The sequence below is a fragment of the Nocardia spumae genome, assembly GCF_020733635.1.
Taxonomy (GTDB): Bacteria; Actinomycetota; Actinomycetes; order Mycobacteriales; family Mycobacteriaceae; genus Nocardia; species Nocardia spumae.
This window is the reverse complement of record NZ_JAJFZL010000001.1, coordinates 6,682,830-6,702,357: the sequence shown is the minus strand read 5'-3', so window position 1 is coordinate 6,702,357 and position 19,528 is coordinate 6,682,830. Positions and strand designations below refer to the sequence as shown.

Genomic DNA, 19,528 nt, shown 5'->3' with positions numbered 1-19,528 from the left:
CCGGATACGTACGCCGGCCCGAGCGTGGCGGCGGATGTGCCGGCACCCGGCGAAGCGGATTGTCGAGATATGAACAGTTCGGATTCCACCGACCCGGACCGCGCGGCCGGGACGGCTACCCAGACCGCACGACCGGGGCCCGATTCGATCGTCGCCACCGAGGCGCTGACCAAACGATACGGCGGCCACACGGTCGTCGACGCGGTCGAGATGACCGTGCGCCGGGGTGAGATCTACGGCTTCCTCGGACCCAATGGGGCGGGTAAGACCACCACGCTGCGCATGCTCGTCGGCCTGATCGCGCCGAGTTCGGGCACCGCGACGGTGCTGGGTCGCCGGCCCGGCGATCCGGAGGCGCTGCGCCGGATCGGTGTTCTCATCGAAGGTCCCGGTTTCTATCCGTATCTGTCCGGTCGCGATAACCTGCGCGTCCTGGCTCGCTACCGCTACGCCGGTTCCGGGCGTGGCCGGGAGTTGTTCGCCGAGGTCGATCAGGTCCTGGCCCGGGTCGGACTCGCCGATCGCGCCGATGATCGCCTCCGCACCTACTCGCTGGGGATGAAACAGCGTCTGGGTGTGGGTGCGGCCCTGCTCGGGCGACCGGATCTGCTCATTCTCGACGAACCGACCAACGGCCTGGATCCCGCGGGCATGGCCGAGATGCGCGAACTCGTCACCGGATTGGCCGCCGACGGGCACACCGTCGTGCTCTCCTCGCATCTGCTCGGTGAAGTGCAGGAAATATGCGATCGGGTCGGGGTCATCTCGGGCGGGCGGCTGCTCACCGAATCGACGGTGAGTCGATTGCGCGGTGCGGCAACACTTCTCGTGCGCGCCGAACCGATGGAAGCGGCCTATCCGGCCGTTCGCCGGGTGGTGGGCGATCATGCCGCGTTGCTGACCGCCGCCGGCATCAGAGTCGATGCCGGTAGGGCAATGGCGCCCGAGGTGGCACGCGCGGTGGTCGAGGCGCGGGCGGATCTGCTCGAGCTGCGGATCGACGAGAAATCGCTGGAGGAAGTGTTCTTCGAGATGACGAAACAGGAGAGTCCGATATGATCGCCGACCTGATGGCCTGTGCCCGAGCCGAATTCGCCCGACTGCGGAAATGGCCGGCGTTCTGGATCGTGCTCGGTACCTGGATCGTGCTGAATCTCGTCTTCGCCTATCTGTTCAACTATCTGGCCTACACCTCCGGCAGCAGTTCCCGGATGTCGAACGGGCAACCGCGCGAGGTGCTGCTGCAGCTGATGCTGCCGGCCGCCGTGCCGGAGGTGTTCACCCAGGGGATGGCCATGTTCGGCGGAGGGCTCATGCTGGTGCTCGGCGCGTTGGTGGCGGGTAGCGGATACGGCTGGGGCAGTTGGAAAACCGTGTTCACGCAGGGACCGTCGCGGGCCGCGGTGGTGGGCGGCACGGTACTGGCGCTGGTCACCGTGGTGGTGGCACTGGTCGTCACCGCGTTCGCGGTGGACACCGGGGTGGCCGCGCTGATCGGCGTGGTCGAGCAGCAATCCCTGACACTGCCCACACTCGGGCGGACGGCACTCGGCCTCGGCACCGGGGTGGCGATCCTCGGTATGTGGACGCTGGCCGGTGCGGCGGTCGCGGCGATCGCGCGCGGACCGGCGCTGGCGGTCGGGCTGGGCCTGGTGTGGGTGCTGGTGGTGGAGAACCTGCTGCGCGGCGTGGCGTCGATTTTCGCGCCGATCCGGGCGATCACCGACCATCTGCCGGGCACCGCGGCGGGCTCGCTGGCGGGCGCGATGCGCACCGTCGGGGGCGCGGCGACTCCCGGGGTGCTCGACATCCTCTCTCGGCCGGCTGCGGTCGTGGCGCTGGCCGTCTACATCGTCGTATTCGCCGCGGCCACAATCGCATTGCTGGTCCGCCGCGATATGGCCTGACCGGCGCCGGTCGCGGGGGTAGGTTCGACGCGACGACTATCGACATCGACGAAAGGACAGCGATGCCCACACGTAGCGCGCGGACCGCATGGACCGGCGGTTTGCAGGACGGATCCGGACAGGTCGAATTGGCGAGCTCCGGCGTCGGCAAGTTCGATGTCTCGTTCCCGAAGCGAACCGCCGATACCGCCGAGGGCACCACGAGCCCCGAGGAACTGATCGCGGCCGCGCATTCGTCCTGCTACGCGATGGCATTGTCCGGTCAGATCGCCGCGGCGGGCGGCACGGTGCAGAGCCTGGACGTCAACGCCGATGTGACGCTCGGACCGGATCCGGCCGGTGGCTTCCGGATCTCCAGGATCGTGCTGACCGTGCGCGGACGCGTCGCGGATATCGATGCCGCCGGTTTCGAACAGGCCGCCCAGAACGCCAAGGCCGGCTGCCCCATCAGCAAGGCGCTGGCCGGGGTCGAGACGATCGAGCTGGACGCCGCGCTCGAGAGCTGAACGCGGTCGCGCCCGCGCGAATCCCGGCCGGTCTCGTGATGTCGAGGCCGGCCGGTCCGCGTCGGTGCGGGCCTCAGCTCGCGGAGGACTTGCCCGCTACGTCGAGAACGACCTCGAATTCGAGCAGTGAGGCGCCGGTCGCGACCGGCTGCCGGGCCTGTCCCGCATGCGCCTCCTTGGCCGGTCCGTCCCGCCAGGCCGCGAAGGATTCTTCCGAATCCCACTGCGTCACAACGAAATACCGGTTGTCACCGGCAACCGGACGGAGCAGCTGGAAGCCCAGGAATCCGGGCGAGTTCTCCACCGCGTGCGCCCGGTTGGCGAACCGCTTCTCGAGTTCGGGTCCGGCTCCCTCGGGAACCTCGATCGCATTGATCTTCACAACAGCCATGAGCACAGGCTAATCCTCCGGCGCGGCACGTATCGTCGGTGCCGATGTTGTACGACGAGGGCGGCACCGGGGTGTCGATTCTGCTACTGCACGGTCTGATGGGCAGCGCGCGGACCTGGGCGGGTCAGGTGCCGTGGTTGCGCGAGTTCGGGCATGTGTACACCTTCGACGCGGCGGGTCACGGTCGGCCGGCCCCGCAGGAGCTGACCACCGAGGCGTTCGTCGCCGATCTGGCCGCCGCCACCGCCGCGGTGCCGGGACCGATGGTGGTGATCGGGCATTCGATGGGCGGGCTGCACGGCTGGATGTTCGCCGCCGCTCATCCCGAGCGGGTGCGGGCGCTGGTGGTCGAGGACATGGCGCCCGACTTCCGCGGGCGTACCGCGCGGCACTGGGCGGAGATGATCTCCTCCTGGCCGCAACCGTTCCCGGACGCCGACGCGGTGCTGGAGTACTTCGGACCGGTCGCCGGTCGCTACTTCCTGAATTCGTTCACGCCGGGACCCGATGGGTACCGGCTGCACGGTTCGGTCGGCACCTTCCGCGATATCTCCGAGGAATGGGGTACTCGCGATTTCTGGGCGCAATGGCGTGCGGTGCGGGTGCCGACATTGCTGATAGAAGGCGAATACACGATCACTCCACCGGATCAGATGCGGGAGATGGCTGCGGCCCGGCCCGAGGTGCGGCATCTGGTGGTGGGTGCTGCCGGACATCTTGTCCACGATGATCAACCCGCCGCATATCGTGCGGAAGTCGAGCGGTTTCTGCACGAAATCCTGGGTTGACCGCCGAAGGGTCTGCCACCGGCGAACGGTGACGGGAGTGCGCGGCAGTTCGGCGGTGATCGATGAGGGCAGTTGCCTTCAGTCCTGCGCCGATTGCGACGTATGCTCCAACTCAGGCCCCGAACAAAGGTGAATCATGATTAACTTCTCGATACCTGCCGACCTCGCCGCCGAACGTGACCGCATACGCCGGTTCGTCATCGACACGATCGTTCCCTTCGAGCGCGACCCACGCCTGACCGCGCACGGCCCGAACGACGAGCTGCGGCAGGAACTGGTCGAACTGGCTCGTGCCGAGAAGCTGCTCACCATCCAGGCGCCGGAGGCGCTGGGCGGGCGCGGACTGACCCACGTCGAGCAGGCCGTGTTGTACGAGGCGGCCGGCTGGTCCACCCTCGGCCCGGTCGCGATGAACTGCGCGGCCCCCGACGAGGGCAATATGTTCCTGCTGTCCAAGGTCGCCGCTCCGGAACAGATCGACCGATACCTGATGCCGGTGATCAACGGACATCAGCGGTCGGTCTTCGCCATGACCGAGCCGGGCGGCGCCGGATCCGACCCCGGTCAGCTCGCCACCACCGCCACCTTCGACGGTGAGAACTTCACCATCAACGGCCGCAAGTGGCTGATCACCGGAGCCGACGGGGCCAAGACCTGGATCATCATGGCCAAACTGGAGGCCAACCCGCATCTGCCCGAGGGGCCGACCCTGTTCCTCACCGAGGGTGGCACGCCGGGCATCGTCATCGAACGGACCATGAACACCATGGACCGCAACTACGTCGGCGGCCACGGCGTGGTGAGCTTCGAGAATCTGGTGCTGCCCAAGGAATCGTTGCTCGGCGAGAGCGGCCAGGCCATGCGCTACGCCCAGTTGCGCCTGGCCCCCGCTCGCCTCACGCACTGCATGCGCTGGCTGGGTGCCGCCGAACGGGCCCAGAGCATCGCCGTCGAGCACGCCAAGACCCGCACGGCCTTCGGTAAGCCGATCGGTGAGCACGAAGGCGTGTCGTTCATGCTGGCCGACAACGAGATCGCGCTGCATCAGTGCCGCCTGACCATTTGGCACGCCTGCTGGCTCATGGACCAGGGGCACAAGGGCCGCCACGAGAGCTCGATGGCGAAATCCTATGTGTCCGAGGAACTCTTCAAGGTCGCCGACCGCTGTGTGCAGGTGCTGGGCGGTATCGGAATCAGCGACGAAACCGTCGTCGAGATGATCTTCCGGGATATGCGCGCCTTCCGCCTCTACGACGGCCCCACCGAGGTCCACAAATGGGCCATCGGTCGTCAGATCCTGCGGTAACTTCGCGAGCGGCGACGCCGGGGAGGGAGCGCGGCGACCGACCGGAGGAGTGACAAATCGAGGCCGAAGGGGTCGAAAACCCGCCGGAGCGGAGCGGAGGCCAACGCAGTAGCATTGTGTCGCATGAGTTCGGAACTGCACGTCGATGTGTCCGCCGGTGTCGCCGTACTCACACTCAATCGCCCCGCTCAGCAGAACGCCATGACTCCTGCGATGGCGACGGAGCTCGGGGCGGCACTGCGCCGCTGTGATATCGAGGACGCGATCCGCGCGGTGGTGATCACCGGTACGCCGCCGGCGTTCTGTGCCGGCGCGGACCTGTCCAGCCGGGTGGGTGATGTCAGCGGCACGATCGACCCGCCGCCGTGGCAGATCCGCAAGCCGGTGATCGCCGCGGTCAACGGCCACGCGGTGGGTATCGGGCTGTCGCTGGCTCTGCAGTGCGATCTGCGCTACATGGCCACCGACGCCGTGTACGGGCTCAATCAGGTGCGGCGCGGCGCGATGGCCGACGGTTACGCCCACTGGACGCTGCCGCGGCTGGCGGGCATGGCCAATGCCGCCGACATCATGCTCACCGGGCGGACCTTCGACGGTGACGAAGCCCGGCAGATGGGGGTGGCCAACAGCAGCCTGCCCGCGGGTGAGGTGCTGCCGACCGCCCTGGCCGTCGCCCACGATCTCGCGGCCGGTTCGGCGCCGCTGCCGACGGCGCTGTCCAAGCGGTTGCTGTGGGAAGGGCTGGGGATGAGTCCGGAGTCGGTCGGCCGGTTGGAGACCGAACTGCACGGAGTGGTCGGTCAGAGTGTCGATGCCGCCGAGGGGATGGCCGCGTTCCGCGACCGCCGCCAGCCGCAGTGGTCGGGCAGTATCAGCGCCGAATGGCCCGCGGAGGAGTTGTCGCCGCCGACGCGCCCCGGACTCGACAGCAGCGGCTCCGAACCGGGCCGGTAGACCGAGCCCGGACCGGGCTCAGTCCCCGCCGATCAGCATCAGCATGAAGATGCCGGCGTACACCACCATCATCACCGTGCCGACGATGCCGACGATGTAGCCGACCATCACCTGCGACCGGCCGCCGATCACACCGCCGGACGCCTCGATCTGGTCGAGCGCCCGCTTGCCCATCACCCAGGCCACGGGACCCAGTGCGCCACAACACAACAGACTCAACACGCCGAGTAGGAGCACCGTGGTCGCGTGCGGATGCTCGACCGGATTACCGGTCGGCGGCTCGGGCAGGGCACCCCAGTAATCGGGTTGGTTCATGGCCACCCGCGCTATTTTACGGTGCGATGGGTGTCTTTCGCGGTTTCATCGCCGCTGGCGGGCGATGTCGGCGAGCACGACGCCCGCCGCCACCGAGGCGTTCAGGGATTCCACCGGGCCGGCCATCGGGATGCTCAGGATGCTGTCGCAGGTCTCGCGGACCAAGCGGGACAGCCCTTTACCTTCCGAGCCGACCACCACGACAGTCGGTGTGGTGCCGTCGAATTCGTCGAGGACCGTATCGCCGCCGGCGTCCAGGCCCACCACCTGCAGACCGGCCTTGGCCCAATCCTTCAGTGTGCGAGTGAGATTGGTCGCACGGGCCACCGGCAGCCGGGCCGCCGCGCCGGCACTGGTGCGCCAGGCGACGGCGGTGACGCTGGCACTGCGGCGCTGCGGGATCACCACGCCGTGGCCACCGAATGCCGCGACCGAGCGGATCACCGCGCCCAGGTTGCGCGGATCGGAGATGTTGTCCAACGCCACCAGCAGCGGTGCGGTACCGGAGGCGCGGGCGGTGTCGAGCAGATCGTCGGGGTGCGCGTAGCGGTAGGGCGGCACCTGTAGGGCCATGCCCTGGTGCAGCCCGTTGGTGCTCATTCGATCCAGATCCGTGCGCGAGACCTCGAGAATGGAGATTCCGGCATCGGCGGCGCGCTGGACGGATTCGCTGAGGCGGTCGTCGTTCTCGGTGCCGAGCGCGACATACAGGGCGGTGGCGGGGACTTCGGCGCGCAGGCACTCCACCACGGGGTTGCGGCCGAGAACCAGCTCGGGACCGTCGTCACCCTTGCGGGTGCTGGGCCGCGGGCGGCCCGAGCCCTGGGTAGCCTTGGCCGCCTTCGCCGCCGCGGCGGCACGCTTGGCCGCGGGGTGGTACTTGCGGGCGGTGGCGGGCGGGGTCGCCCCCCGCCCTTCCAGTCCGCGGCGGCGCTGGCCGCCGCTGCCGACCGTCTGGCCCTTCTTGGTGCCGCCTTTGCGGATCGCGCCTCGTCGCTGCGAATTGCCTGCCATCAGTACGCCTTTCGTGTGGGTCGCGATACCCGCACCCGATCAGCAGGCTTCGCTCGGTCAGTCATTTGGCCAGCGACCAGTCCGAGCCGCCGGGAGTGTCGACGACCTCGATTCCGGCGGCGCCGAGCCGATCACGCACGGCGTCGGCGGTCGCCCAGTCCTTGGCGCTACGCGCCTGCTGGCGGCGTTCGAGTTCGGCGCGGACCAGGACGTCGAGCGCGGACTCGGCCGCGGAGGAATCCTTGGGCCCGGCCCAGTGCGCATCCAGCGGGTCGACACCCAGAATGCCGAGCATCGCCCGCACCTGCCCGGCCGCCTCGCGCGCCGATTCGTTCGCGCCCGCCTCGAGTGCCCGATTGCCCTCGTGGACGACGCGGTGAATTTCGGCCAGCGCCTTGGGAATCGCGAGATTGTCGTCCAGAGCTTCGGCGAAGGTATCGGTCCACTTGCCGACCGCGACCTCCCCGACCCGCTCGACGGTGCGCTGCACGAATGCCTCGATCCGCTGATAGGTCTGCGCGGCGTCGTTCAACGCCTGGTCGGAGTATTCGAGCATCGACGCGTAATGCGCACTGCCCAAATAGAACCGCAATTCCACGGGCCGCACCCGGGTGAGCACATTCGGCACGGACAGCGTGTTTCCGAGCGATTTCGACATCTTCTCGCCGCCGAGTGTCACCCATCCGTTGTGCAGCCAATACCGCGCGAATCCGTCACCGGCGGCTCGTGATTGGGCGATTTCGTTCTCGTGGTGCGGGAATACCAGATCCATACCGCCGCAATGGATATCGAATTCCGGTCCGAGATAGAACTCGGCCATCGCGGAGCATTCCAGATGCCAGCCGGGACGCCCCGGCCCCCAGGGCGACGGCCAGGTCGGCTCACCGGGTTTGGCGGCCTTCCACAGCGTGAAATCGCGCGGATCGCGTTTGCCCAGCCCGGCGCTCTCACCCTGCTGCACATCCTCGAGCCGGTGTCCGGACAGGGCGCCGTAGGCCGGGTAACTGCGCACGTCGAAGTACACGTTGCCGCTCGCGGCGTAGGCGTGACCGCGGTCGATGAGCCGCTGCATCATGTCGATCATCTGAGTGATGTGCCCGGTCGCGCGCGGCTCCACCGACGGCGGCAGGACGCCGAGCGCCGCATAGGCCCGGTCGAATGCGCGTTCGTGAGTCGCGGCCCACTCCCACCACGGGCGGCCCGCCGCGGCGGCCTTGGTGAGGATCTTGTCTTCGATATCGGTGACATTTCGCACGAAGGCCACGTCGTAGCCGTTCGCGGTGAGCCAGCGGCGCAAGACGTCGAAGGCGACGCCGCTGCGGACATGTCCGATATGCGGTTCCCCCTGCACGGTGGCGCCACACAGGTACACCGAGGCATGTCCGGGGACCAGCGGGGTGAAATCCCGCAGGGTCCGCGTCTCGGTGTCGAATAGGCGCAGAGTCACGACCAGCCATCCTAAGGCTTGTTGAACAACGGTACGGGTTGGCCCCTCCTATGGTCCACGGTGCCTCGAATGTGATGCCACCGCGGGGCCGGAAGGGAATTACGAAGCGAAGTCGTTCGCGCGATATTTCGGCGCCGATATTCGGTATCGGCCGAATGCTCGAACGGATCACCGGTGGAGCGAGGGGTTCGCCGCGAATGCGGCGCTACGTGTGCTTACGAGTACTACATCGGCTGTCGTGCACCAGCAGTGCGGTGGCCACGGCCGCGATGCCCTCGCCGCGGCCGGTCAGACCCAGGCCGTCGGAGGTTGTTCCGGATACCGAGACCGGCGCGTCGAGCAGGTCGCCCAGCACCTTCTGGGCCTCGGCGCGACGCGGCCCGACCTTCGGGCGATTGCCGATGATCTGGACGGCCGCGTTCACGATGGAATATCCGGCCTCGTCGAGCAGTCGTCGCACCTCGGTGAGCATCGCGGCGCCGGATACGCCCTCCCATTCGGGGCGGCCGGTACCGAATACCGCGCCGACGTCGCCGAGATTCGCGGCAGACAACAGCGCGTCGCAGAGGGCGTGCGCGGCCACATCGCCGTCGGAGTGGCCCGAGCAGCCGTCGTCACCGTCGAAGAGCAGCCCGGCCATCCAGCACGGACGACCGGCCTCGACCGGGTGGACGTCGCTGCCGATTCCGGTGCGCAGTGCGGTGAGATCGGTCATCGGTGCACCCCCGCCGCGGTGACGGTGCCGGCATGCACGCCGGGAGCGCCGGTGACCAGGGCCTGCGCGAGCCGCAGATCCAGTTGATCGGTGATCTTGAAGGCCATGGGATCGCCGGGGATCACGCGGACGGTCGCGCCGAAGGACTCGACCAGACCGGCATCGTCGGTCGCGGGTAGATCCACGGCGTAGGCCGAGCGCAGCAACTCCGCGTCGAAGCCCTGGGGTGTCTGTATCGCTCGCAGCCCGGAGCGGTCCGGAGTGCCGGTGACGTCGCCGGCCGCGGTCACGGACTTGATGGTGTCCGCCACCGGGACGCCCGGAACGACCGCACGCTGTCCGGCGCGCAACTCGGCGACGACCCGGGCGATCAGCGACGGCGGCGTCAGGGCGCGGGCCGCGTCGTGCACGAGGATATGGGTGGCCTCCGGGGCGGCGGCCAATCCGGCGCGCACCGAATCGGTGCGTTCGGCGCCGCCGGCCACCACATCGACCGGGGTGGAGCTGGCCGCGGGGGCATGAGCGGCGAGCAGTTGTCGGGCGGCATCGAGCATCTCGATGGGCGCCATGATCACGATGCGGTCCACGACCCCGGACGCGATCAGGCCGTCTACTGCGCGTACGAGCATGGGACTGCCGCCGACCGGGACGAAAGCCTTGGGTGTGGACTCACCCAGGCGAACACCCCGGCCGGCGGCAGGAACCAATGCCACAACGCGGCGGGAAGAGTCGAGCGTCAAGATTGCGGTCAGGAGGCCGCGGCGAGAACCTCGTCGAGCAGGGTCTCGGCCTTGACGTCGTCGGTGCCCTCGGCGAGCGCGAGCTCACCGACCAGGATCTGCCGGGCCTTGGCCAGCATCCGCTTCTCGCCGGCGGACAGGCCGCGGTCCTGCTCCCGTCGCCACAGGTCGCGGACGACCTCGGCCACCTTGTTCACATCGCCGGAGGCGAGCTTCTCGAGGTTGGCCTTGTACCGCCGAGACCAGTTCGTGGGTTCCTCGGTATGCGGAGCGCGCAGCACCTGGAAGACTCGATCTAGACCTTCCTGGCCGACGACGTCGCGGACGCCGACGTATTCCGCGTTCTCCGCGGGAACCCGAACGGTGAGATCGCCTTGTGCGACCTTCAGGACCAGATACTCTTTCTGAACACCCTTGATGGTGCGAGTCTCGATTGCTTCGATCAGCGCCGCTCCGTGGTGGGGGTAAACGACGGTGTCTCCGACCTTAAAAATCATGTGTCCCGTGCCCCTTTCGATGTTCACAGTTTAACATGCGACTCGATAACGCCGCGATCAACGGCGCAGGTCAGGGCCACAACAGGCCGACGGCGGGGCTTGACAGATCGCGATGCGTATGCATCTTGTTGCGGCAGAACGGGATACAGAGCTCACAGGCCGCCGCGTGACACTACACCGGACCGGTCCACACCGACCACCCTGCGAACTACTACGCTGCCTACTACTACTCTCCATCGTGGAGTGAGCCGGTCGACATGGAGGACAACCCGTGACTGCCCTGAAAGCCACCACAGCGTCGAATGTGACCAAGGTGTCGCGGCGCGTATTCGCCGTCGCCGCGCTGGCCACCGGTGCGGCACTGGCGTTGTCCGGATGCGGTGCCGGTCAGATCTCGCAGACCGCACATCAAGTCGCCGCGGTGAACGGCAACGCCGCCACCGTCGGCTCGGTCGCCCTGCGGGACGTGCGCATTCTGCTGCCGCAGTCCGAGGAGTACACCAACGCCAAGGGCGGTAAGGCCGTGGTCGCGTTCAGCGCGATCAATCAGGGTTCCTCCCGCACCGACCAGCTGGTCAGCGTCACCACCGACCTCGGTCAGGTCAAGATCACCCCCGCGAGCCCGCAGCTGGTGCCCGGACAGACCGTCGTGGCCGCCGGTCCGGCCGCCGCGAAGGCGGGCCAGGCCGGTGCCGAGGCCACGCCGTCCCCGACCGCCTCGAGTTCTCCGGCGACGCCCACCCCGGAGCACAGCGCCTCCCCGCGCGAAGAGGGCGCCGGTACCGCCGATCAGCCGGCCGATCCGAACGCGCACCCGATCCTGGTCGAGATCACCGGTCTCACCCGCGATGTGGTGGCGGGCCTGACCTACGGCGTGACCTTCAACTTCAAGGACGCCGGAACCGTGCAGGTGCAGGTGCCCGTCGACGCCGGCCCGGACACCCCGCGCCACGAGGCCGCGACGATCGCCGAGCACGAGGGACACTGAGCAACGGCGGCCGCTCCCGTGGCCGCGCTGTCGGTCATTTTGTCTAGGCTGCGCACGTGGCCAAGGTGAAATCGCTCTACCGGTGCTCCTCCTGCGGTAACGAGGTTGCCAAGTGGGTGGGGCGGTGCCCCGGTTGCAACGAGTGGGGGACCGTCGACGAGGTGGCGGTGACGCCGGCCGCGGGATCGAGTTCCGCGGGGCGTCGCGCGCTGCTGCCCTCGACGGCCGCGGCGCCCATCTCCACCATCGACTCGACGGTCACTCGCGCCCGGCCCACCGGGGTCGCGGAACTGGATCGGGTGCTCGGCGGAGGTGTCGTGCCGGGTTCGGTGGTGCTGCTGTCGGGTGAGCCCGGCGTCGGCAAATCGACCCTGCTGCTCGAGGTGGCCCATCGGTGGGCGCGGCAGCGCGACGAACGCGCGCTCTACGTCACCGCCGAGGAGTCCGCCGGGCAGGTCCGGCTGCGCGCCGACCGCACCGGCGCGGTGCACGAAAGGGTCTATCTCGCAGCCGAATCCGACCTCGCCACCATCCTCGGCCATGTCGATCAGGTCCGGCCGACACTGCTGGTCGTCGACTCGGTGCAGACCATGCTGGCCGCCGACGCCGACGGGGTCATCGGTGGCGTGACCCAGGTCCGGGCCGTCACCGCGGCGCTGACTTCGCTGGCCAAGGCCAGCGGTATCGCCGTGCTGCTGGTCGGCCATGTGACCAAGGACGGCAACGTCGCCGGTCCGCGCACCCTCGAACACCTGGTGGACGTGGTCCTGCAGTTCGAGGGCGACAAACACTCCACCTTGCGGATGGTGCGCGGTATCAAGAATCGCTTCGGCAGTGCCGACGAGGTCGGCTGCTTCGAACTGCACGACGACGGTATCGCCGGCGTGAGCGATCCCTCCGGGCTGTTCCTGCACCATCGCGCGGATCAGGTGCCCGGGACGGCGATCACCGTCGCGATGGACGGGAAGCGCCCGCTGCTCGGCGAGGTGCAGGGCCTCACCGTGTCCACCCAGGTGCCCGCACCGCGCCGCGCCGTGAGCGGACTGGACTACAACCGGGTATCGATGGTGCTGGCGGTGCTGCAGAGCCGCTGCGGGGTCTATCTCGGCAAGCACGACGTCTACGCCGCGACCGTCGGCGGAATGCGGCTGACCGAGCCCGCCGCCGATCTCGCGGTCGCGGTCGCGATCACCGGCGCCGAGCGCGATATCCCGCTGCGGCCCGGCATGGTGGTGCTCGGCGAAGTCGGGCTGGCCGGTGAGGTGCGGCGTGTCACGGGGGTCGGGCGGCGGCTCCGCGAGGCCGAGCGGCTAGGTTTCACGGAGGCGTTGGTACCGCCGGGGACCGACCTGTCCGGCATCACCATGAGGGTGCACGAGGTCACGAATGTTCGCGCGGCACTCGCCTCGAGTGGTTTGTCCAAGAGACGACGCGAGCGTGTGGAGGCTGCGGAATGATCCCAGGCCGTTGGATGACGCACCTGCTCGGCCGTCCCGCGCCGCTGCGAGGGTTCGCGACCCCGGCGGACGTCGACACCGTCGACGGTGATCCCGGCCTGAATTCCACCATCGCCCGCCTGGTCCCGGGCACCGAGCTGCGCGACGGCATCGACCGGATCCTGCGCGCCCACACCGGCGGGCTCATCGTGCTCGGCTACGACGAGGAGCTGGAACGCATCTGCGACGGCGGCTTCGAGCTCGATGTCGAGTTCTCGGCCACCCGCCTGCGCGAATTGTCGAAAATGGATGGCGCCGTGGTGCTCTCGACCGACGGCACCCGGATCCGCCGCGCCAATGTGCACCTCGTCCCGGACCACTCGTTGCCGACCACCGAATCGGGCACCCGGCACAAGGCCGCCGAGCGCACGGCCGCGCAGACCGGTCATCCGGTGGTGTCGGTGAGCCGTTCGACCGGCATCGTCACGGTGTACCTCAACGGATTCCGGCATCCGATCCAGACGTCCGAGACGATCCTGTCGCGGGCCAATCAGGCGATGGCGACCTTGGAGCGGTATCGATCGCGCCTCGACGAGACCACCCGGCAACTGTCGCTGGTGGAATTGAACGACTGCACCACCCTGCGGGATGTGCTGGCGGTGGTGCACTGCCTGGAATTGGTGCGGCGGGTGGCCCGTGAGATCACCTCCGATGTCGACGAACTCGGGGTGGATGGCCGCCAGCTGGCACTGCAACTGGCCGAGCTGGTCGGCAATACCGAAACCTTGCGCCGGTTGCTGGTGCGCGACTACGTGCGCACCGATCCGGTGGCCGATACCGTCGTCGACCGGGCGTTGAGCGGGCTGGACGCGCTGCTCGAGGTGGATTTGCTGGAACTCACCAATCTGGCGGCGCCACTGGGTTTTCCGCCGAGCGTCGAGGCGCTCGACATCGCGGTGGGGCCGCGGGGATATCGGGTGCTGGCCGAGATTCCGCGGGTCCCGCTGCGCCGAGCCGAACCGGTGATCGCCGCCTTCGGTTCGCTGGCGGGACTGGTGTCGGCCAGCGCGTCGGAGATCGAACGGGTCGAGGGTATCGATGCCGATCTGGCGCATCAGATCCGCGAGGGCCTGTCCCGGCTGGCCGAATCCGGTACCGTCCGAACCACCGAATTCGGCGCTCTCTGAGCGAGCTCAGGCGATATTGAACGTCTCCGGAGCGCTGCGCACCGAACCGAACTGGGCCACCACGGCGTAGCCACCGGCCGGTACCGGAACCCGGTCGCCCGCACAACCGGGCTGTGAGGTGGTGGCCGACCAGGTCAGCGTGAACGCCGCCTGTTGACCGCCGTTGAGGGTTCGCAGATCGGCCGGACCGCCCTGATCGCAGTCCGTACTCGACCACAGCCGCCGCTGCCCGTCCAGCGACTGCACCCACACCTGCTGCAGTCCCGAACCCATGTCACGAGTGCAGGCCGCGGTGGAGATATTCGTGATCACGACCGTGAACACCGGCTGGTCGCCGGTCTTGTAGGTCGGCTGGCCGACATTCGACTTCACCGCCAGCGATTGGTCCGGGCAGGGCGCCGGGCTGCCGCTGGCGGTGGAATTGACGGTGCCCGAGGCGGGGGTCTTCGAACCGCCGGCCTCGGCCGCGGTGGTGGTGCCGGCCGCCGCCGAGGTCGAGGTGGCCGCGGCGGCCTTGGGGTCCTTGTCGCCCCCGCCCCCGCCGCCGCGCAGCAACAGCATCGCCAGCCAGATGACCAGGGCGAGTACGACGATCAGCACGCCGATGGCGAGCAGACGGCGACGCCAGTAGATCTCCGGTGGGAGCGGTCCGTTGGGTTCCAGCACGGCAACAACGGTAAGGGCACAATCGGGCGGTCCCGTTCAGGTTCGCGGCGTGTCGGCACCGAATTGGCGGTGATGCCGGGTACATTTCCGCGCCACCCGCGACGAGGGTCGCGGGCGGCGCGAAGGCCCCGACGGGAATGCTTGCGGCTCAGACCGTTTCGCCGATATCGCCGATCACCTTGTGCAGCTGGGCGCGGCCGTCGGCAAGCTTGTAGTTCACACAGGCGATCGCGCAGCGACCGGCCTCGACCCTGTCGGAGACGATCTTCGAGCGGTCGGTGAGCAGGCGCGCGGTCTCCTGCACGTGCCGGGCCTCGAGTTCGTCGACCTCGGTGATCCCGTCGCGGCGACCGGTGAGAATGGACGGCGTCACCCGCTCGACCACACTGCGGATGAATCCACCGGGCACGTTGCCGTCGTCCAGCGCGTCGATGGTGGCGCGGACGGCGCCGCAGCTGTCGTGTCCCAGCACCACGATCAGCGGCACATCGAGGATCTCGACGCCGTACTCGATCGACCCCAGTACGGATTCGTCGACGACATGTCCGGCGGTGCGGACGACGAACATATCGCCGAGGCCCTGGTCGAAGATGATCTCCGCGGCTACCCGGGAATCACCGCACCCGAACAGGATCGCGCGCGGATGTTGACCGGCGACGAGTTTGGCGCGGTCCGCGGCGCCCTGGCTGGGATGCTGCAGGGCGCCGTTGACGAACCGGTCGTTACCCTCACGGAGAGACTTCCAGGCACTGATCGGGTTGGTATGAGGCATGTGTCCCATTTTCCATAGGTTTCGCACTACCGGCGAGTCCGGTCGAGTTACGGCCGGGCAAATTAGTACCGGCCGCCAGGTCGCGACAGCGGTGAAGTCATGAGCGTGGATGCCGACGCACTGATCGAATGGTACGAATTTTCCGCCCGTGACCTGCCGTGGCGCCGCCCCGGGGTGAGCGCCTGGCAGATCTTGATGAGCGAGATCATGCTGCAGCAGACCCCGGTGGTGCGGGTCGAGCCGATCTGGCGGGAGTGGGTGGCGCGCTGGCCGGTGCCGTCCGCGATGGCCGCGGCGTCACCGGGAGAGGTGCTGCGGGCGTGGGGCAAACTCGGCTATCCACGCCGGGCGCTGCGCCTGCACGAGTGCGCCCGGGTGCTCGCCGCCGAGCACGCGGACGAGGTTCCCGCCGATGTGGAGGTGCTGCTCGGACTGCCGGGCATCGGCGCGTACACCGCACGGGCGGTGGCCTGCTTCGCCTACGGGCAGCGGGTGCCGGTGGTGGACACCAATGTTCGGCGCGTGGTCGCGCGGGCCGTACACGGCCGCGCGGAGGCCGGGAACCCCCGTTCCCGCGACCTGGCCGAGACCGAGGAACTGCTGCCGGCGCGCATCGATCGGGCCGCGGTGTTCTCCGCGGCGCTGATGGAGTTGGGCGCGACGGTGTGCACCGCCCGGACCCCGGATTGCGATCGGTGCCCGCTGCCGCGGTGTAGCTGGGTGGCCTCGGGCCGCCCGGCCTCGGATGTCGTACGCCGCACCCAGAAGTACGACGGCACCGACCGCCAGGCCCGCGGCCGGTTGCTGGATGTCCTGCGCGGAGCGTCGGGCCCGGTCGCCAGGGTGGCACTGGATATGGCCTGGACCCACGATCCCGGCCAGCGTGACCGCGCGCTGGATTCGCTGCTGGTCGACGGCCTGATCGAGCAGACCGACAGCGGACTGTTCGCCCTCGCCGGCGAGGGCTGAGCGGCAGCGCGGAATCGGCCCGCCGCTAGTCGGCCGCCGCCTCGGCTGTCGCGGGTTCGCGGACCCGGGCCGGGCGCGGTGTCGCGGGAGCGGCGGCCGGACGCGATGCCGTGCGCCGGCGCGCGTTCAGCACCGGCCGCCCGACGAACCTGCTGACCAGGTAGATCACGAACGAGATCGTGGTGATGAACGTCGACACCGGGACACCCGGGGCCAGGGACAGCACGATTCCGCCCACGGCCGCGATTTCGGCGAACAGCACCGACAGCACGGTCGCGCGCAGCGGGCTCGCGGTGAGCTGGGCGGCGGCCGCGGCGGGGGTGATCAGCAGCGACAACACCAGCAGCGCGCCCACGATCTGCACCCCGAAGGCCGCCGTGACGCCGAGCGCGACCGCGAACACCACCGACAGCGCCCGCACCGGAACACCACGTGCCACGGCCACTTCCGGATCGGTACTGGCGAACAGCAGCGGGCGGTAGACGATCGCCAGCACCGCGAGCACGCCGAGGGTGCACAGCGCCAGCGAGGTCAGCCCGCTGTCGCCGACGCTGACCACCTGACCGGTGAGCAGCGAGAACTTCGATCCGGCGCGGCTGGGACCCAGCCACAGGAACAGCACCGACAGCCCGAGTCCGAAGGACATGACCACGGCGATCACGGAATCCCGCTCGCGCGCTCTCGAACCCAGCAACCCGAACATGATCGCCGCCACCACCGAACCCACGATGGCGCCGGCGCCGACCCCGATGCCGACCAGCAGGGCCGCGGCCGCACCGGTCAGTGACAGCTCACTGGTGCCGTGCACCGCGAACGACATCTGCCGGTTCACCACGAGCGGCCCGATCACCCCGGCGAGCAGTCCGAGTAGCGCCGCGGCGAGCACGGCCTGCTGGACGAAGTCGTAGGACAGCAGATCGGCGGTGGTGCGCAGATCGAGCATCGTGGTGAAGACGTCGGACAGCTTCTCGTTCATCGGTCCGCTCCTTCGCCGTGGTGGGTGCCGAGCGCGTCGATCTCGTCACCCGTGCCGACGACCACCAGCCGGCCCCGTACCCGCAGGACGTCGATCTCGGTGCCGTAGAGCTCCGACAGCACCGCCGAGGTCATCACCTCGTCGGGAGCGCCGATCCGGAACTTGCCGTCCACCAGGTACAGCACCCGATCCACCAGCGGCAGAATCGGATTGATCTCGTGGGTTACGAACAGTACGGCGGTAGCGTGGGTGCGACGGCGGCGATCGATGAGCTCACTGACCAGGCGCTGATTCGCGAGGTCGAGGCTCAGCAGTGGTTCGTCGCACAGCAGCACCCGGGGATCGCCGGCCAGCGCCTGGGCCACCCGCAGTCGCTGCTGCTCACCACCGGACAGCGACTCCAGGGGCGCGGTCGCGAACCGTTCGGCGCCGACCTGTGCGATCGCGTCGGCGACCCGGCGGCGGCGCTCGCCCCGGCGGCGCCAGCCCAGACCCCAGCGATGTCCGTCGACGCCCAGCCCGACCAGATCGACACCGCGCAGCTGGACGCCCGCGTCGATCGTCTTCTGTTGCGGCACATACCCGATCCGCGGATTTCCCAGCCGGGCCGGACCACCGTCCACCTCGACCGTGCCCTCGCTCGGTGGCAGTTGCCCGAGCAGCATGCGCAGCAGCGAGGTCTTGCCGGACCCGTTGGGGCCGAGGACCGCGACGAATTCGCCGGGAGCGATATCGAGATCCAGGCCCTGCCACAGGGTGCGCGGACCGTAGGCCAGACCCGCGTTCCGCAGCGATACCGCGGGCACATCGGTCGCCGGCGCCGGGGCGCCCGCCGGTTCTCGATCGGTGTCACAGAACGCGCAGTCCGCGGTGTCGAAACGGGGCGAGCCCGCACCGGATTCCCGGGACGCGGCATCGGTGACGGGCTGGGGTCCGGGCATGGTCATCCTCCTCAGCCGAGCGCCGCGGCCAGCGCCGTCGCGTTATCGGTCTGCCACTTCACGAAATCGGTGTTCGCCGGGAGGGTTTCGGTCACGTCGACAACCGGCACGCCCGCCGATTTCGCCGTCGCCGCCACATCCTTCGTGGTCTTGTCCTCGGTCTGGATGTTGTAGACCAGCGCCCGAACCTGCCTGGTGTTCAACAGATCCCGGACCGCGGCCAGGTCGGCGGGCGCGGGATCGGTGCCCTGTTCGATCGCCTCGGCGAACGAGTGCGGTGTGCGATCGGCGGTATCGGCGGCGACGAGCAGGTAGTGCGCCAGCGGCTCGGTCTGCAGGACCGGTGACTTCGGATGCGCGGCGGCGATTTTCGCGGTGATCGCGGTGACACCGGCCAGTTGCCCGCGCAGGGTGGCCGCGCGTTCGGTGAAGGCCTGCTTGTGCTCGGGGTCGACCCGGCCCAGTTCGTCGGCGATCCTGTCCGCGACCGCGCCCACGGTGTTCATGTCGTACCAGACGTGCTCGTTCTCGTCGGTGGCCGCCGCGCCGGCGCGCAGTTCGAAGGCCGACAGCGTGGGCCTGCCACGCCCCTCGGCGGCCTTCTCGGCGAATTCGTCGTAGTGGCCGCCGTTGTAGACCACCAGCGCCGCGTCGCGGATGGCGGCGGCATCCGACGGGGTGGTCTGGTACGAGTGCGGGTCGACGGTGGGGCTGTCGATGATGGACTTCACCTCGACGTCCGGTCCGCCGACGGCGGCGGCGACGCTGCCCCAGACGTCGGTGGAGGCGACGATTCGCGGCTTGCCCGAATCCGAGGACGAGGCCGAGCAGGCGGCCAGCGTGAACGCGGTGGTGGCTCCCAGCGTGGCGACAGCAATTCGGGCGGCGAAATTTCTGATCACGCGGGGTACTCCTGCACACATGCTCTTAACGGAAACGATTTCCATTTAAATGTAGCGTATGGGGCCCGTACCGGTCGCATCGATTCGCTCGGTTCGGGTGTGAACCCCGCC

22 protein-coding genes are annotated in these 19,528 nt (G+C 68.8%); 10 read left to right on the top strand and 12 right to left on the bottom strand.

Features of this window, described 5'->3' with window-relative positions; genetic code table 11:
* Positions 1-69 precede the first annotated feature (69 nt).
* From LKD76_RS29935 to LKD76_RS29925, 3 genes are all read left to right on the top strand, one after another.
* Positions 70-1,059: an ABC transporter ATP-binding protein gene (locus tag LKD76_RS29935; protein WP_227984720.1), complete on the top strand. Its 990-nt coding sequence runs from the start codon at positions 70-72 to the stop codon at positions 1,057-1,059.
* Positions 1,056-1,907, top strand: a complete 852-nt coding sequence (locus tag LKD76_RS29930; protein ID WP_227984719.1) for an ABC transporter permease subunit — start codon at positions 1,056-1,058, stop codon at positions 1,905-1,907. Before LKD76_RS29935 ends, LKD76_RS29930 begins: the two co-directional genes overlap by 4 nt.
* Before the next feature lie 62 nt (positions 1,908-1,969).
* A complete protein-coding gene (locus LKD76_RS29925; RefSeq protein WP_227984718.1) occupies positions 1,970-2,413 on the top strand; it encodes an OsmC family peroxiredoxin in 444 nt (147 codons plus the stop codon).
* A gap of 73 nt (positions 2,414-2,486) precedes the next feature.
* Here LKD76_RS29925 and mhuD read toward each other — a convergent pair whose 3' ends face one another.
* Complete coding sequence (mhuD, locus tag LKD76_RS29920; protein WP_227984717.1) at positions 2,487-2,804, bottom strand: mycobilin-forming heme oxygenase MhuD; 318 nt, start codon at positions 2,802-2,804, stop codon at positions 2,487-2,489.
* Positions 2,805-2,848: 44 nt separating this feature from the next.
* Here mhuD and LKD76_RS29915 point away from each other — a divergent pair, with 44 nt between their 5' ends.
* The 3 genes from LKD76_RS29915 to LKD76_RS29905 all read left to right on the top strand — a co-directional run bounded on the left by LKD76_RS29915 (position 2,849) and on the right by LKD76_RS29905 (position 5,852).
* On the top strand, positions 2,849-3,592 hold the full coding sequence (locus LKD76_RS29915) for an alpha/beta fold hydrolase (protein ID WP_227984716.1): 744 nt from the start codon (positions 2,849-2,851) through the stop codon (positions 3,590-3,592).
* 136 nt (positions 3,593-3,728) lie between these two features.
* A complete protein-coding gene (locus tag LKD76_RS29910; protein WP_227984715.1) occupies positions 3,729-4,898 on the top strand; it encodes an acyl-CoA dehydrogenase family protein in 1,170 nt (389 codons plus the stop codon).
* 123 nt (positions 4,899-5,021) lie between these two features.
* Positions 5,022-5,852, top strand: coding sequence for an enoyl-CoA hydratase/isomerase family protein (locus tag LKD76_RS29905; protein WP_227984714.1), 831 nt, complete (start codon positions 5,022-5,024; stop codon positions 5,850-5,852).
* A gap of 18 nt (positions 5,853-5,870) precedes the next feature.
* Here the strand turns inward: LKD76_RS29905 and LKD76_RS29900 are convergent, their stop codons facing one another.
* The 6 genes from LKD76_RS29900 to carD form a co-directional block, all read right to left on the bottom strand.
* A complete protein-coding gene (locus LKD76_RS29900) occupies positions 5,871-6,167 on the bottom strand; it encodes a DUF4190 domain-containing protein (RefSeq protein WP_227985470.1) in 297 nt (98 codons plus the stop codon).
* A gap of 45 nt (positions 6,168-6,212) precedes the next feature.
* Positions 6,213-7,181: a 23S rRNA (guanosine(2251)-2'-O)-methyltransferase RlmB gene (gene rlmB, locus LKD76_RS29895; RefSeq protein ID WP_227984713.1), complete on the bottom strand. Its 969-nt coding sequence runs from the start codon at positions 7,179-7,181 to the stop codon at positions 6,213-6,215.
* 61 nt (positions 7,182-7,242) lie between these two features.
* Positions 7,243-8,628 (bottom strand): cysteine--tRNA ligase, encoded by a 1,386-nt coding sequence (gene cysS, locus LKD76_RS29890; RefSeq protein WP_227984712.1) that lies wholly within the window; start codon positions 8,626-8,628, stop codon positions 7,243-7,245.
* A gap of 205 nt (positions 8,629-8,833) precedes the next feature.
* Positions 8,834-9,325, bottom strand: coding sequence for a 2-C-methyl-D-erythritol 2,4-cyclodiphosphate synthase (gene ispF, locus LKD76_RS29885; protein ID WP_227985469.1), 492 nt, complete (start codon positions 9,323-9,325; stop codon positions 8,834-8,836).
* A gap of 14 nt (positions 9,326-9,339) precedes the next feature.
* On the bottom strand, positions 9,340-10,083 hold the full coding sequence (gene ispD, locus LKD76_RS29880) for a 2-C-methyl-D-erythritol 4-phosphate cytidylyltransferase (RefSeq protein WP_227984711.1): 744 nt from the start codon (positions 10,081-10,083) through the stop codon (positions 9,340-9,342).
* Between the two features lie 8 nt (positions 10,084-10,091).
* Positions 10,092-10,580, bottom strand: coding sequence for an RNA polymerase-binding transcription factor CarD (gene carD / locus LKD76_RS29875; RefSeq protein ID WP_019931623.1), 489 nt, complete (start codon positions 10,578-10,580; stop codon positions 10,092-10,094).
* A 271-nt stretch (positions 10,581-10,851) separates the two neighbouring features.
* On the opposite strand from carD, the gene LKD76_RS29870 reads away from it, so the two are divergent.
* Genes LKD76_RS29870 through disA form a run of 3 tightly spaced genes read left to right on the top strand, consistent with a single transcriptional unit; the run spans position 10,852 to position 14,191 of the window.
* A complete protein-coding gene (locus LKD76_RS29870; RefSeq protein WP_227984710.1) occupies positions 10,852-11,568 on the top strand; it encodes a hypothetical protein in 717 nt (238 codons plus the stop codon).
* Between the two features lie 56 nt (positions 11,569-11,624).
* Entirely contained in the window at positions 11,625-13,025 is a 1,401-nt protein-coding gene (gene radA / locus LKD76_RS29865) for a DNA repair protein RadA (protein WP_227984709.1), read from the top strand.
* 14 nt (positions 13,026-13,039) lie between these two features.
* Positions 13,040-14,191 carry a DNA integrity scanning diadenylate cyclase DisA gene (gene disA / locus LKD76_RS29860; RefSeq protein WP_372466014.1) on the top strand — a complete coding sequence of 384 codons (1,152 nt, stop codon included), beginning with the start codon at positions 13,040-13,042 and terminating at the stop codon, positions 14,189-14,191.
* Between the two features lie 6 nt (positions 14,192-14,197).
* Here disA and LKD76_RS29855 read toward each other — a convergent pair whose 3' ends face one another.
* Both LKD76_RS29855 and LKD76_RS29850 read right to left on the bottom strand, forming a co-directional pair.
* A complete protein-coding gene (locus LKD76_RS29855; RefSeq protein ID WP_227984707.1) occupies positions 14,198-14,857 on the bottom strand; it encodes a DUF4232 domain-containing protein in 660 nt (219 codons plus the stop codon).
* A 148-nt stretch (positions 14,858-15,005) separates the two neighbouring features.
* Positions 15,006-15,629 (bottom strand): carbonic anhydrase, encoded by a 624-nt coding sequence (locus tag LKD76_RS29850; RefSeq protein ID WP_227984706.1) that lies wholly within the window; start codon positions 15,627-15,629, stop codon positions 15,006-15,008.
* A gap of 99 nt (positions 15,630-15,728) precedes the next feature.
* Between LKD76_RS29850 and LKD76_RS29845 the strand changes: the two genes are divergently transcribed.
* A complete protein-coding gene (locus LKD76_RS29845) occupies positions 15,729-16,598 on the top strand; it encodes an HhH-GPD family protein (RefSeq protein WP_227984705.1) in 870 nt (289 codons plus the stop codon).
* Positions 16,599-16,623: 25 nt separating this feature from the next.
* Here the strand turns inward: LKD76_RS29845 and LKD76_RS29840 are convergent, their stop codons facing one another.
* The 3 genes from LKD76_RS29840 to LKD76_RS29830 are packed head-to-tail and all read right to left on the bottom strand — an operon-like array spanning position 16,624 to position 19,438.
* Entirely contained in the window at positions 16,624-17,574 is a 951-nt protein-coding gene (locus LKD76_RS29840) for a metal ABC transporter permease (protein ID WP_227984704.1), read from the bottom strand.
* Positions 17,571-18,515, bottom strand: a complete 945-nt coding sequence (locus tag LKD76_RS29835) for a metal ABC transporter ATP-binding protein (protein ID WP_255660552.1) — start codon at positions 18,513-18,515, stop codon at positions 17,571-17,573. The genes LKD76_RS29840 and LKD76_RS29835 overlap by 4 nt, the downstream gene beginning before the upstream one ends.
* Positions 18,516-18,526: 11 nt before the next feature.
* The gene (locus LKD76_RS29830; RefSeq protein WP_372465950.1) at positions 18,527-19,438 is read right to left on the bottom strand and encodes a metal ABC transporter solute-binding protein, Zn/Mn family; all 912 of its coding nucleotides are present in this window, start codon (positions 19,436-19,438) and stop codon (positions 18,527-18,529) included.
* Between the last annotated feature and the right edge of the window lie 90 nt (positions 19,439-19,528).

What these genes read in the sequence shown, in the direction of transcription:
- LKD76_RS29910 (WP_227984715.1), top strand. Translation starts at nt 3,729, where the DNA reads ATGATTAACTTCTCGATACCTGCCGACCTCGCCGCCGAACGTGACCGC.
- LKD76_RS29850 (WP_227984706.1), bottom strand. Translation starts at nt 15,629, where the DNA reads ATGCCTCATACCAACCCGATCAGTGCCTGGAAGTCTCTCCGTGAGGGT.
- LKD76_RS29930 (WP_227984719.1), top strand. Translation starts at nt 1,056, where the DNA reads ATGATCGCCGACCTGATGGCCTGTGCCCGAGCCGAATTCGCCCGACTG.
- LKD76_RS29915 (WP_227984716.1), top strand. Translation starts at nt 2,849, where the DNA reads ATGTTGTACGACGAGGGCGGCACCGGGGTGTCGATTCTGCTACTGCAC.
- LKD76_RS29840 (WP_227984704.1), bottom strand. Translation starts at nt 17,574, where the DNA reads ATGAACGAGAAGCTGTCCGACGTCTTCACCACGATGCTCGATCTGCGC.
- rlmB (WP_227984713.1), bottom strand. Translation starts at nt 7,181, where the DNA reads ATGGCAGGCAATTCGCAGCGACGAGGCGCGATCCGCAAAGGCGGCACC.
- LKD76_RS29830 (WP_372465950.1), bottom strand. Translation starts at nt 19,438, where the DNA reads ATGTGTGCAGGAGTACCCCGCGTGATCAGAAATTTCGCCGCCCGAATT.
- LKD76_RS29900 (WP_227985470.1), bottom strand. Translation starts at nt 6,167, where the DNA reads ATGAACCAACCCGATTACTGGGGTGCCCTGCCCGAGCCGCCGACCGGT.
- LKD76_RS29835 (WP_255660552.1), bottom strand. Translation starts at nt 18,515, where the DNA reads ATGCCCGGACCCCAGCCCGTCACCGATGCCGCGTCCCGGGAATCCGGT.
- mhuD (WP_227984717.1), bottom strand. Translation starts at nt 2,804, where the DNA reads ATGGCTGTTGTGAAGATCAATGCGATCGAGGTTCCCGAGGGAGCCGGA.
- LKD76_RS29845 (WP_227984705.1), top strand. Translation starts at nt 15,729, where the DNA reads ATGAGCGTGGATGCCGACGCACTGATCGAATGGTACGAATTTTCCGCC.
- carD (WP_019931623.1), bottom strand. Translation starts at nt 10,580, where the DNA reads ATGATTTTTAAGGTCGGAGACACCGTCGTTTACCCCCACCACGGAGCG.
- disA (WP_372466014.1), top strand. Translation starts at nt 13,040, where the DNA reads ATGACGCACCTGCTCGGCCGTCCCGCGCCGCTGCGAGGGTTCGCGACC.
- LKD76_RS29905 (WP_227984714.1), top strand. Translation starts at nt 5,022, where the DNA reads ATGAGTTCGGAACTGCACGTCGATGTGTCCGCCGGTGTCGCCGTACTC.
- LKD76_RS29935 (WP_227984720.1), top strand. Translation starts at nt 70, where the DNA reads ATGAACAGTTCGGATTCCACCGACCCGGACCGCGCGGCCGGGACGGCT.
- LKD76_RS29925 (WP_227984718.1), top strand. Translation starts at nt 1,970, where the DNA reads ATGCCCACACGTAGCGCGCGGACCGCATGGACCGGCGGTTTGCAGGAC.